Raw genomic sequence first — 13558 nt, 5'->3', positions numbered from 1 at the left:
GTATATATCCTCTTACAGCTTATTTTAATTATATAATACTGGTCAATAAAATACCAAAATTTGGCTGTTTTTAAAGTAGGTCTCCCCTACATACTATAGTTAATTACCTCGTTTTGTGAAGAAGCTTTCGGAATACTTTGCGAATTTTTTACTGGAAACATAGGGGGATGATGAGGTATAGGGCTATGCCTGTCTTCTAACAAGCGTGCTTCACTGCTGTTATCCAAAAGTGTTCGCAACAAACAATGAGTGCTTGAGTGTGGGATCAATTCATAACGTCGTGGATCACTTGAGTAATATTCTGCATCGTTTAAAGTGGTGTGCAATTTAATATCTTCACGCGCAAATGCCCAAAAGTATAAATGCCCCCGTTGACTTTCTATAAATGATAATAATGTTTGTTTCACTGAACTGGCTTGGTTATCGATCCAGTTGCACGCTATAGCGATTCCCTTTGCACTGGCTGCAAACAAGACACCAAATGATTGATCCCATATTTCGCCGAGCGTACATATAATACTGCCTAAAGCATAGGCAAAAATACGCGTTACAGGATTTAAAATAGTAAGCCCTATGCGTGTAGAAAGTGAGATGAAATCAAGGATAGGCAAAATAAGGAGATTTTTTGCTAATTGTAATAGTGGTATGCATAGAGCCCGAACACTGTTAATGCAGAGATTGAGGAGTTGATTATCAGAAAAATGCCCAAATGGCCAGGTAAAACCATAAAGCGGGGAAAATCTGAAATTGGCTATTAAATTGTCTGATGGTGGCCGTTTAGAAAAGAAAAGTAATAATTCGCCTGTGTCACTGACGTTACCAAGAACTGCAAGTGTTTTAGTGAGTAGATTTGTAATACCACGAAATGGTACATGAATAAAAAGAGCACTTGCCTCAAGCAGTGGGATAGTAAGTAGCGCTAAAATAAAATCGGTGCTGGCTGCAAGAATTTGCTTGCTGAGGTTTTTAAACAGCCTCCCACTTTTTCCCAAGCCTTTGAGAAACCCATCATAAAATCCATAATGGTAGCCTTCAAAAAAAGGAGCAATACCAAGTTTCCCTAAGTTTACAAAAAATTTGCATAGCCATTTACAAGTCCCTAAAAACCAATCATCACCTGGGTGCATAATTGTATCATAAATAGCAGCTCCGCCTTTTCCACCTAATGCAGCATAATTGGTATAGGGAAATTCCCCCATTTCACGTCCTAGCGAAGGAATTATTTTTGTTAAACTATAACCTAAACTCAGCGCCAATGAAGCGATAATGGCAATTTCCGCTGGATCTTCCTTGAGTACATTCACCGCCTCAACAAAAAATTTATCCAGGTTGCCACCCGCCACGACACCTTGCCAGTAGGTTATCGATGCCGAAATAGCTTCAGAAATTGTTCCATGACTCATCCAATGAGCTAATTTTTGTGTCGGCTCAATGCCTGAGATTAAACCGTGCAAGTGTAATTTGGTTAAAATCGATTTAAGGAATTCGGGCGCAAGTACAGCGCCACCACCGTAGGCATAGGCAGCCATTGCTAAAGTACCAATCAAGGGATTTTTTTCGCTCACGTCGATAAAAAAACTGGCAATATGGCGTATTACTTCTAACGCTCGATGAAAAGGATTGTCATAAGCATGTGGACTTGGTGGATGATTGGAGCGTGCAATAATGTAGGGGCTGTCGCTAATTCGTTCTTTAATGAACTCTTCTAAGGTTTGTCCCGTAGTTAAAAGTCCTTTATTTTCTAAAGCCAAAATTAGAGAGTTTCTTGCTTTAGCGCGTTGTTTTTGTTGTTTTTTTAGCTCAAAGGAATCTTGTGGGGGGAGGTGTGTATCATGGATATGATTGAAAAAATCGTCATGTAAGTCATGAATTATAAAACGATTCATGCTTTTATAGAAGTTATAGAAAAATCGAGGTATTCGTGAAATAAACGCATTCAGTTTAAGACCGACACGTTCCGGTAAATAGAGATGACGTTTACTAATTTGTCCTAGAGTATATAAATCTTGTCCTTCCGGCAATGGATAGAAAAGCCCCTCATGAATGAAATAACGCACTTGCACCAATTGGTTTTCTTGTCTTATCAGGACGAGTTGCTCATTAGCAATAATTGCCCAGCTTCCATGGGGTAATTGGTTAAGTATTTGTTTTGCTTTTTTTATGCTACTTACACATATGGGTTCGCTAGAACTATCGATTAGTTGGTTAATTAACATCTTTAAATCGGGATAACCTTTTTGTGGAAAGCCTTGCAGTCTGTAGTAGGGAGTTATTTGGGTTATTGTCAGACCATCCAGGCGCTTTAATACTTCGGTTTTATGTTCCGGCTTGGCATTCATTGATAAATAATTGACCCAATCATGGCCATCTCGCCATAATTTATTAAAAAAAGCGGCAAGCTGGGCAAATCTATTTGCAGGGACATTGCTCAACTTTGCTGCATGTGACAATTTATAATAATCACAGATAACCCTTAAAGCATCATCTAAATCTTTGCTGTTATGGCCTATATGGAGTTCACTGTCCCAAACAAGACAAGGGTGTGGTGCTGTATGTTTTTTTAAGATATGGCTAAAATCCATTTGGTCTTGCCGTGATACAGAAAAAACACGGTTAAATGAATAATGTTGCGCCGTTTTATGAGCCTCATAAAGAATATCTCCTAGAGCACCTTCGGATACGAGGGGAGTAGCTGATATTAAGCGATTTTGATTGGAGCAATGTCCAATAATATCAATCACTTGTTTTTTTAATGCCTGATGCCCTTCATGATCCTGGCTGCTTAGTTTACGTTCTTTTTTTAACAATTTTTTTAATGAATCAATGCATTCGTTTGCCAGTTGCAGCTTTTGCTCTTGTGCCGAAGTGAGTGGATGACTGTAACTGGCTGAACGGATTCGATAGCGATGAACTTTGCTTATGATGTTAGCAACTAATGAAGCGGGTCGATCTCCTGGAAGAAGTTGGATTAGAGCGTCCTGGTGGGTGAATAACATAAGCTGCACCGTTTTTTTATCATGGTTGGCAATTAAGCGCAGCCTGTCACCTCCGGGGAGGAGGTATTCCATATTATAATGCCCATATAGTACTGCCCCTGCTTCATGGCTGAATGGACTCCCAGTCACCGTAGGTAGTGCTTGATGGCTAAAGGGAGTAATGGTTAAGGGGACGATAATTTGTGTGTGCCCTTTTGTCGTTACAAAATCAGACATCGGAACCATCCTTTGTTCACATAGTGCACAGGATACTTGGTTTTTTAATGAAATATCAAGTAGGACCGGTTACAAAATCTGGAAATTTTATGGTGTCACTGATAAAATGTTTTAAAAATAAACAGGAATCTATTTTAATGACTAGTTATTGTGGTTATATCGCCTTGGTTGGTAGGCCTAATGTAGGTAAATCGACACTCCTCAATTGTATTTTGCAACAAAAAGTAAGCATTACCTCAAGAAAGCCACAAACAACCCGGCACAGTATCTTGGGGATACGTACTGAGGGTGATTACCAATTTGTTTATGTGGATACACCTGGAATCCATCAGGGAAGTAAAAAAGCAATGAATCGCATGATGAACAAAACAGCAATAAGTGTATTGCGTGATGTGGATGTGATTGCTTTTTTAGTTGATGGAACTCATTGGCAAGAAGAAGATGAATACGTTTTAAGTTTGGTCAAACAGGCCAAAGTACCTTGTATTTTGGTGGTTAATAAAGTAGATAAAATTGATGACAAAACGCAGTTATTGCCTTGGATAGAGCAAATGAGTGAAAAGCATGAGTTTGCCGCAATTATTCCTGTATCTGCAAAAACAGGGGTCCAAGTCGATGATCTGCAAGATAAATTACAGAATTATCTGCCCGAGGGACCTCATCTGTTTCCTGATGACCAATTGACTGATCGGTCTATCAAATTTTTATGTGCTGAATTATTGCGTGAAAAGATTTTCCGTTTTTGCGGACAAGAATTACCTTATTCTGTTACTGTAGACATAGAATCTTATAAGGATGAAGGCGCGCTTGTGCGCATTCATGCATTAATTCTTGTAGATAAAGACAATCATAAACGCATGATTATTGGTGATAAGGGACAAAAATTAAAGGAAATGGCAACCAATGCACGGATGGATATGGAAAAGCTATTAGGTAAAAAAGTATTCTTACAGTGCTGGTGCAAAGTAAAATCAGGCTGGTCGGATGACGAGCGCATATTAAAACAATTAGGCTATGACCACTAAGACGATAGAGGCTTGGGTTTTACATAAAAAATGGTCTGGGGATACGAGTGCTCAAGTTAGTTTTTTTACACGCGAGCTAGGATTGATCCAGTGCCTTTGTAAAGGGGGGCGCACCCCTAAAAAGCAAGCCCTTCTCCAACCGTTTACACCTTTATGGGTGAGTCTTTCAGAACGTCATGAGCGACATTATGCACAAACGGTTGAAAGTATTTCCCCAACACTTTACCTTACCGGCAGCTCGCTTTTTGCGGGCTTATATGTCAATGAAATTCTCTATTATGCACTAAGCCCTAACTATTCTGATTCAAGCTTATTTGATGCCTATCTATTTACTATGAATGGTCTTGCTTCTACCACGGAACGATTGATGATTGAAGCCTTGTTAAGGCGTTTTGAGTGGACTTTACTCCATGCATGTGGTTATTCCTTTTCATTAACGCAAGAAGCAAGAACGGCAAATTTAATTGTTGAAGAGGTATCTTATCAATTTGTTGCGGGTGAAGGCTTCGTTGAAGATAGTAGAGGAATTCCAGGCGCGCATATTCTTGCATTGGCACAAGATAATTTAAATGAAGCTCCCTATCTCAAATCAGCAAAAATAATTATGCGCCAAGCAATAGATCATCTTTTAGGTGGACGTGAGATTAAGACAAGAGCATTGTATTTTGCAGAAGTAAAATAAATGAGTGTGAATAAAAGTGTGGTTCAAGAAACGATCTGGAAAAACCGTACTGTTGTTCCCACCTGAAATAAATAGGGTTCTTGCTCTAGGCCATGATGGACTTTATACTCTTTATTTTATTTAGTAAGGTGTTGCATGAATAAGCCAATATTATTGGGTGTCAATATTGATCATATAGCTACTGTACGTCAAGCACGCGGAACCCGCTACCCTGATCCGGTGCAAGCTGCGATGGATGCAGAAGAAGCTGGTGCTGATGGTATTACTTTACATATGAGAGAAGATTTACGCCATATCCAGGCTCGCGATGTACGTTTGATTAAACAAGTATTACAAACGCGAATGAATCTTGAATTGGCAGTAACCGACGCGATGCTCGATTTTGCAGAAGAAATTGCACCTGAACATACGTGTTTGGTTCCAGAAAAGCGGGAAGAGATAACCACCGAAGGTGGCTTAGATGTGCTCACACATCGAAAATCGGTAGAAAATGCAGTAAGACGTTTGCAGGCTATAGGTAGTGAAGTTTCTTTATTTATTGATCCAGAACGTGATCAAATTACGGCTGCAGCAGATGTTGGCGCCCCTGTGATAGAATTGCATACAGGTTGTTATGCGGATGCTGTCCATGTTGAGCAACAACAGCGTGAATTAGAACGGATAAGACACGCTGCGGAATATGCGGCCAGCTTAAATTTGATAGTTAATGCAGGCCATGGTCTTAATTATCATAATGTACAACCTATAGCGGCTATAAATGAATTACACGAACTTAACATTGGCCATGCGATTATTGCCCGAGCTTTATTTTGTGGTATGAAAGAGGCAGTAAGACACATGCGTCAACTCATGCAGGAAGCAAGACTTTATGTCAACATCTGACGTTATTGTAATTCGGATTACTGGGGATTCAGGTGATGGTGTCCAATTGGTGGGGGAGCAACTCACTATTAGTGCGGCACTTACTGGTCGTGATGTGCGGACTTTACCTGATTTTCCTGCAGAAATTCGAGCGCCAGCAGGCACGGTGGCTGGGGTTTCTGGTTTTCAACTGGCAATGGCAGAGCATGCTATTTTTACCGCGGGTGAGTCTCTTGATGTACTGGTTGCTTTAAATCCTGCTGCATTAAAAAATTCTTTGCAACATTTGAATCAAGGTGGTTTGCTCATTATCAATGAGGACAGCTATCAGGACAAAGACTGGCAAAGAGCTGGAATGGACAAGAGCTTTCTTGATAATTGCGCCGAGCATTATCAAATTATTTCATTTCCTTTAATTACCCAGACCTTACAAGCCGTGTCTTCGCTTGAATTAACAAAGCCGCAAGCGACAAAAACCAAGAATTTTTATGTTTTGGGTTTGGTACTGTGGTTATTTGATTTGTCCACAACAGCGTGCGAAGCATTCATTACCAAAAAATTCAAAACCAATCCTATGGTTGCTCAAGCCAATCAATTTGCTTTATTAGCGGGATACAATTATGGCATGACCCTAGAGTTAACACGCCGTGACTACATGCTAGGCGAAGTAAATCGGGATGTGGGGGAGTATCGACAAATTACAGGGGTTGAAGCAGTAGGCTTAGCACTTGCTGCAATTGCAACTTCAACGCAAGTTCCCATGTTAGTTTCAGGCTACCCGATTACACCTTCGTCAGCAATACTGCATGAATGTGCGCGTTTAGCTGATTATGGAGTGCAGTTATTGCAAGCAGAAGACGAAATTGCTGCCATTTGTGCTTGTATTGGTGCTGCATATGGTGGCAGATTGGCTTTAACGACAACTTCCGGACCGGGTTTGGATTTAAAAAGTGAAAGTCTTGGTTTGGCTGTAGTGGCTGAATTACCCCTGGTTTTACTTGATGTACAACGCGCAGGAGCTTCTACAGGATTGCCCACAAAAACAAGTCAAAGTGATTTACGACAAGCACTGTATGGGCGACATGGCGAAGCGCCATTACCGGTATTGGCAGCACAATCTGCAGCAGATTGTTTTAATACAGTTTTAGAAGCATTTTGTTTGGCGGTGAAATACATGACTCCAGTAATTGTTTTACTGGATGCTTATCTGGCTAATGCAGCGGAGCCATGGAAAATACCAGAGGTCGCGTCTTTAAAAGTACCTCAAATTGAATTTAACCGTTTTCCAAAGCCATTTACGCGGGATGAATTTTTAAGTCGTAGCTGGAATAAACCTGGGACGCCGGGATTTATTCATCAATTGGGCGGACTCGAAAAACAAGGTGAAGAGGGTCGGGTAAGTTATGATGCTGAGAATCACCAAAAAATGGTTCTTTTACGTCAACAGAAAATTAACGGTATTGCACGAGAATATGGTCCTTTGACGATTGAAGGGGATGCCAATGCATCAATCATCTTAATTGGTTGGGGCAGTACTTACGGCAGCTTAAAATCAGCAGTTTTGCAGTGCCTGGAACAAGGATTAGCGATTGCTTATGTGCATTTACGTCATCTCAATCCATTACCCGAGGATTTAGGCGCTATTGTAAAAAAATACGATAAAGTTTTGGTTGCTGAATTAAATTCAGGGCATTTATGCCAGATTATTCGGGCAAACTATTTGGTTGATGCGCAAGTGATAAGTCAATCGAATGGCCAGCCTTTTACTGTCAGTCATCTGGTGAAAACTATAAAAGCGGAAGCCCATTATGAATAATAACTATAAACGTGAAGATTTCGCTAATGCAAATGAAGTTCGCTGGTGTCCTGGCTGTGGTGATTATGCCATTTTAATGGCGTTACAAAAAATGTTGCCTGATTTAGGGTTCGCTCCAGAACAGCATGTTTTTATTTCAGGAATAGGATGCGCAGGAAGGTTGCCTTACTACATGAATACGTATGGATTTCATACCATTCATGGTCGAGCTACAGCAGTTGCAACTGGATTAAAAGCACTTCGTGAAGATTTATGCGTTTGGGTAATTACCGGAGATGGTGACGCTTTAAGTATTGGCGGTAATCATTTGATTCATATTTTACGTCGTAACGTCAATGTTAATATTTTATTATTTAATAATCAGGTGTATGGTTTAACTAAAGGACAATTTTCACCCACATCACAAAAAGGCCAAGTAACCAAAACTTCTCCTAAGGGTGTAGCAACGGAACCGGTAAATCCGCTGGCCTTAGCGTTAGCGTCTGGTGCAACCTTCGTTGCTCGTGCTGTAGACAAAGATCCTGTTCATTTGGGCACTATATTAAGAAAAGCCCAGGAACATCAAGGCTGTTCATTTGTGGAAATCTATCAAGATTGCAATATTTTCAATCATGGTGCTTTTGATGAATTTGCGGTTAAAAGTAATCGAGCCGAAAATACAGTGGTATTGGAAGAAGGGCAACCCTTGCTATTTGGCGTACAAAAAGAGAAAGCATTGCATGTAAAAGATGAGCAATTGATCTGTGCCCCAGCTGATGAAAAGGATGTTTATCATCATGACCCCAGCAATTTCAATGCTGCAATGCGTCTTGCTTCGTTGTCTTTCCCGGATTATCCAGTCCCTTTGGGTGTGTATTATCAAAAATCTCGAGATTTGTTTGCCTTACCTCAAGAGATAAGAAAGACTGTAAATGATTTGCCTGAACTGTTCAGGGCGAAAGCCACATGGCAACAAAGTTAATGTGCGAACGGCTTTATTTGACGCATCTTGCGAGAAAATTTTTCTAATCCATGCTCACATGCTGATGTATGCTGCGCTTGCTTAGAAAAATTTCACAACCAGCACTCAAATCCCACCGTTCGAATAAATATTAATATGGATTGTCTAAAAGATAATGTAGGTTGGTGTTAAGCCTCATGTGACTTTTGATAGGTAAAAAAAATCCCGGCAAAAAACAACCGGGATTCAGGTAGAGGAGAATGGATAACTAGTCGCGGCCTGAAAACGCACCTAATATGTTAAGCAAGCTGACGAACAAGTTATAAATCGATACAAAAAGACCTACTGTAGCTGAAATGTAATTGGTTTCACCTTCATGAATAATTGCACTGGTTTGCATGAGAATTAATCCTGAAGAAATAAGTATGAAAGCAGCTGAAATGGCTAATTGCAAAGCAGGGATGTGAATGAAAATTCCTGCAATCATCGCCAATAAAACGACCATCATACCTACAAAAAGAAATCCGCCCAGGAAGCTAAAATCTTTTTTCGTTGTTAATGCATAACCAGATAATGCAAAGAAAATGATACCAGTACCGCCTAAGGCCGTTGCAATTAATTGTGGGCCGTTACTGAAATGGCTAATATAGGCATTAAGTACTGGTCCTAAGGTATACCCCAGGAACCCGGTAAAGGCAAAAACACTGACTAAACCCCAAACGCTGTTTCTTAAAGCTTGAGTCAAAAACATTAAACCATAAACACCAACTATCATGAGAAAAGGGTTCATGGGACGTGCGCCGCTTGTAAGAGATAAAACTGCCATAAACGCACTGAACAAAAATGTCAGACCTAATAATAGGTAGGTATTACGCAGTACCTTATTACTCGAAAGCACTGACTCATTACGTCGTGTAAGAATGGTGACATCATTTCGATTCATTGTTTGGAGCTCCTCTATGTTTATATTTAGTCTAGCATATCTATGGGTTAGTTTCCTATATTTCAAGTTTTAAAACAAAGTATTTTTGTTTTGATGTTCTATAGTACTATAGTAGTATTGTAAACCGGTTGCAGCGCCGTTCGCCGTCATCCCTCCTTACAGTCGGAATGAGCGACAATTCGCTGTACGCAGGCTACTTTGGATACATGTTTCGACCGTTTTTAAGTCAAAATTTTAGGATTTATTATGGCACGGGCAGCATTAGTACAAATGGTTTCCTCAGCACATGTTGCTGAGAATCTACAACAGGTGGAACAACTCATTAAGCAAGCCCGTGACGAACAGGCAGAACTGGTACTTTTACCTGAAAATTTTGCATTTATGGGGCTTCATGAAACCGATAAATTGCAGATTGGTGAAGTTTTTGGTGTAGGTCCAATACAAGAAAAAATCAGTCAATTGGCAAAAGAATTGGGTTTGTGGATTATTGCCGGAACAATCCCTCTTAAAGGCATGGGCTCTAAAGTGCGTGCTAGTTGTTTGGTTTATGACGCCCAAGGTAAGTGCGCTGCGCGTTACGATAAAATTCATTTATTTGATGTAAGCGTCTCGGCAGGAGAGGCATATAAAGAATCGATGTCTATTGAGCGCGGGCATGATTTGGCTCTGGTAGATACCCCGATTGGAAAAATTGGATTGACGGTTTGTTATGATTTACGTTTTCCAGAACTTTATCAACTCCTGATGTTGAAAGGAGCGCAATTGTTTACCGTCCCTTCAGCATTTACAGCAGTAACAGGTCTTGCTCATTGGGAAGTATTGTTGCGAGCCCGAGCGATTGAAAATCTTTGTTATGTTTTAGCAGCCAACCAAGGGGGGCGGCATGAAAATGGGCGTAGTACTTTTGGTCATAGCATGGTTGTTGATCCTTGGGGAAAAGTCCTGACACAGAAAGAAATAGGTGTGGGTGTAGTGACGGCAGAGATAGATTTACAAAATCAGCAGGAATTACGTCGAAATTTCCCCTGTTTGGAACACCATGTATTAAACTTATAATAGAGTTTACTCTCAATGAATAACAGTTTTATTAAAAAGGTAATGATTAAATGACAGAAGCCCTTAATACAGCAAAAAAAATTTTACTAGCCCCTGCATCGTTGGATGAGACGGGTATAGAAAAATTATTTAGAACCATGATGAGCCATCATATTGATGATGCGGATCTCTATTTCCAAAGTTGCAGCTATGAGTCCTGGTACTTAGAAGATTCTGTGGTCAAAAGCGGTAGTTTTTCTTTGGATAGAGGGGTAGGTATTCGAGCGGTGAGTGGTGATAAAACAGGTTTTGCTTATTGTGATGATATTTTATTTCCTTCCATGTTGCGTGCAGCTGATGCGGCTCGTTCCATTGCCCTCACAGGTTCCAAACCCGTTCAATCCATTCAAGTTCAAAGTGCTGCAATAAGTCGCTATCAAGGATTAAATCCTATTGAGGGGATGAGCAAACAAGAGAAAATTGCTTTATTAGAGGCGATTGATAAAGAAGCTCGCCGTATTGATCCACGTGTAATTCAGGTAAATGCCTCATTAAGTGGATGCTACGAAGTCGTGATGGTAGCTGGAATGCATGGGCAAATGATTGCAGACGTTAGACCTTTGGTCAGTATCAACGTGAGCGTTATTGTAGAAGACAAGCATGGAAAACGAGAGTCTGCCCGTTCTGGAGGGGGGGGGCGAGTGCCTTATTCCTACTTTCACGAAAAAGACAATGCTTTAAGTTATGCACGAGAAGCTGTGCGCGAAGCATTGATTAATTTAGAGGCCCAACCCGCACCTGCAGGAACAATGCCTGTCGTTTTGGGACCAGGTTGGCCAGGCGTTTTATTGCATGAAGCCGTCGGGCATGGTTTGGAGGGTGATTTTAATCGCAAGGGATTATCTGCTTTCTCGGGACGTATTGGTCAACAAGTGGCCGCACCTGGTGTTACGGTAGTTGATGACGGTACTTTGAAAGACCGACGAGGTTCCATCACTATTGATGATGAGGGAACTCCATCCCAATGCACTACACTGATTGATAATGGTGTTTTGGTGAATTATATGCAAGATAAGTTGAATGCCAAATTGATGGGCATGCAATCCACAGGCAACTGCCGACGTGAATCTTATGCACATGTACCCATGCCCAGAATGACCAATACCTACATGTTGGCAGGACAACATGATCCCGAAGAAATTATTCGTTCCGTACAACGAGGTTTGTACGCAGTTAATTTTGGAGGAGGGCAGGTTGATATTACCTCAGGTCAATTTGTATTCTCTGCAAGCGAGGCTTATCTTATTGAGAATGGGAAGATTACTGCTCCAGTCAAAGGAGCAACCTTAATTGGCAATGGGCCTGACGTGATGAAAAAAATCAGTATGATTGGAAATGATCTGGGATTGGATCGAGGAATAGGGGTGTGTGGTAAAGAAGGGCAATCTGTACCAGTTGGCGTAGGTCAGCCCACCTTAAAGATAGATGCTTTAACAGTTGGTGGAACAAGTTAAATAGGGTGGCCTGGGTTCCACTTCGCTGTATCCAGGCCACACTACCTATGACACTCTTGTACTCATTTAAGTAAGTTATCTATGAAAAATTATCTTAAATTTCAAAAAAATACCAAAATGGGATTGAGAGAGCTATAACGCCTAGTTTCAACAGAGAAAACCACGCATTTAATTTTAATAATGGATTAAGATAAAAGTTGTTTTTGCTTTTAAGCAATTCTTCAAAACATAAAAAATAACTCGATTGATAAGGGAAAATCCAAGCTTCAGTTGCCATTAGAATAACAAAACCAACGACCCAGTTACTCACTGTGCCTTGATTGGCTAGCGGTATAATAACAGTGAAAAGTAGTGCCGGCGCAATCATTGTACCCAAAAGCAAGCCACCAAACCAACTGATTACATAAATGATAATAATAAACCAGAATGGGTTTGCATGCGCTAATTGACTAAGCCATTTAAGATGATCAATTAGCCAAGGTTCAAATCCAATGCTTTGCAGTGCATGCATCACTCCTATTATGGCACTAAAATAAAATAAAAAACTCCAGTTAATTTTTTTGATGAGTTCTTTTTTTTCAAGAATATTAGTCCACAAAAGCAGTGTGAAAATGAAGAGACAAGTCCAAAACATAGGAATATCTTTGCAGGTAGAAATAAGAGTACCTGCTACGAAAAGCAGTAGACTTATAATCGCAATATACTCCGCAAAAGAGAGTTGGCCAAGAAAATACAGCTCCTTTTTTAATTTAAAATGATTTATTTTTAAGGTGTTATGCGATTTAAATGTGATTGAATGCAATATAAAAAATAAAGCAATTAATAAGATGCCTGGAAAAGATGCAGCCCAAAGCCAATGCATCCAATTGCCTTGCCATTGATTTTGTTCTGATAGGAGGCTAAAGACAATGAAATTACTCGACTTTCCAGTAAGAAAAATAGTTGAGAGTAAAATACAGCCATTGAAAGCTGCATTGGCTAAAGCATTTGCCGTATCGCTGCGTGGGTGAATGGTGCTGCTTTCGAGAATATTATCTAATAGAGGTGCTATTAGGGCGACACGTGAGCTTTGTACACTCATAATGGGTGTGATTAAGGCACCTATAAAAAACAGTAACTTTTGTAATAAAGAGGATTTTGAGGGCAGATGAATTAATAAAATTAAGGCGAAACGATAAAATAACCTTGATTTGGTAACTATTGCACCAACACCAAAAACACTTACAGCTATAAAAAAACTGTTCGAGGTAAAACCTGAGAGAATGACATTTTTTGGTGCTATATGGAACAATAGGGCGCTAAAAATAATCAGCAATGCTGGAATATATTCAGGGACAAGGCGAAAAGTCCACATTATGAATGCAGCGCCTAAAATGACAATAAAGCTGGTATGCGATAGGTCTATGCCTGTATTTTGATTCAAATAGAAAGAAATAAAGGCACAAAGTACACCGGAAATAGAAAATCCAATTTCTGGGGTTATTCGACTGTATTTAAAAATCATACTTCATCATTAATCATGCTGTCTCT

At 40.1% G+C, this 13558-nt stretch carries 10 protein-coding genes; 7 read left to right on the top strand and 3 right to left on the bottom strand.

Annotated elements, in window-relative coordinates; all coding sequences use genetic code 11:
* Window positions 1-86 precede the first annotated feature (86 nt).
* Window positions 87-3212: a hypothetical protein gene (locus EL022_RS13035; RefSeq protein ID WP_028380158.1), complete on the bottom strand. Its 3126-nt coding sequence runs from the start codon at window positions 3210-3212 to the stop codon at window positions 87-89.
* Window positions 3213-3349: 137 nt separating this feature from the next.
* Here EL022_RS13035 and era point away from each other — a divergent pair, with 137 nt between their 5' ends.
* From era to EL022_RS13010, 5 genes are all read left to right on the top strand, one after another.
* Window positions 3350-4237, top strand: a complete 888-nt coding sequence (era, locus tag EL022_RS13030; RefSeq protein WP_028380159.1) for a GTPase Era — start codon at window positions 3350-3352, stop codon at window positions 4235-4237.
* Window positions 4227-4919, top strand: coding sequence for a DNA repair protein RecO (recO, locus tag EL022_RS13025; protein WP_028380160.1), 693 nt, complete (start codon window positions 4227-4229; stop codon window positions 4917-4919). Before era ends, recO begins: the two co-directional genes overlap by 11 nt.
* A 135-nt stretch (window positions 4920-5054) precedes the next feature.
* On the top strand, window positions 5055-5801 hold the full coding sequence (gene pdxJ / locus EL022_RS13020) for a pyridoxine 5'-phosphate synthase (RefSeq protein ID WP_028380161.1): 747 nt from the start codon (window positions 5055-5057) through the stop codon (window positions 5799-5801).
* The gene (locus tag EL022_RS13015) at window positions 5788-7596 is read left to right on the top strand and encodes a 2-oxoacid:acceptor oxidoreductase subunit alpha (protein ID WP_028380162.1); all 1809 of its coding nucleotides are present in this window, start codon (window positions 5788-5790) and stop codon (window positions 7594-7596) included. Before pdxJ ends, EL022_RS13015 begins: the two co-directional genes overlap by 14 nt.
* A complete protein-coding gene (locus EL022_RS13010) occupies window positions 7589-8557 on the top strand; it encodes a 2-oxoacid:ferredoxin oxidoreductase subunit beta (protein ID WP_028380163.1) in 969 nt (322 codons plus the stop codon). The genes EL022_RS13015 and EL022_RS13010 overlap by 8 nt, the downstream gene beginning before the upstream one ends.
* A gap of 247 nt (window positions 8558-8804) precedes the next feature.
* Here EL022_RS13010 and EL022_RS13005 read toward each other — a convergent pair whose 3' ends face one another.
* Window positions 8805-9479 carry a Bax inhibitor-1/YccA family protein gene (locus EL022_RS13005; RefSeq protein ID WP_028380164.1) on the bottom strand — a complete coding sequence of 225 codons (675 nt, stop codon included), beginning with the start codon at window positions 9477-9479 and terminating at the stop codon, window positions 8805-8807.
* A 246-nt stretch (window positions 9480-9725) separates the two neighbouring features.
* Between EL022_RS13005 and EL022_RS13000 the strand changes: the two genes are divergently transcribed.
* The gene (locus EL022_RS13000; RefSeq protein WP_028380165.1) at window positions 9726-10535 is read left to right on the top strand and encodes a carbon-nitrogen hydrolase family protein; all 810 of its coding nucleotides are present in this window, start codon (window positions 9726-9728) and stop codon (window positions 10533-10535) included.
* Between the two features lie 50 nt (window positions 10536-10585).
* Window positions 10586-12028 (top strand): metalloprotease TldD, encoded by a 1443-nt coding sequence (gene tldD, locus EL022_RS12995; RefSeq protein ID WP_028380166.1) that lies wholly within the window; start codon window positions 10586-10588, stop codon window positions 12026-12028.
* Between the two features lie 94 nt (window positions 12029-12122).
* On the opposite strand, the gene EL022_RS12990 is transcribed toward tldD, so the two are convergent.
* Window positions 12123-13532, bottom strand: coding sequence for an SLC13 family permease (locus EL022_RS12990; RefSeq protein WP_028380167.1), 1410 nt, complete (start codon window positions 13530-13532; stop codon window positions 12123-12125).
* Window positions 13533-13558 lie beyond the last annotated feature (26 nt).

Source organism: Legionella cherrii, assembly GCF_900635815.1.
Lineage (GTDB): Bacteria > Pseudomonadota > Gammaproteobacteria > Legionellales > Legionellaceae > Legionella > Legionella cherrii.
This window is presented reverse-complemented; position numbering and strand designations above follow the sequence as displayed.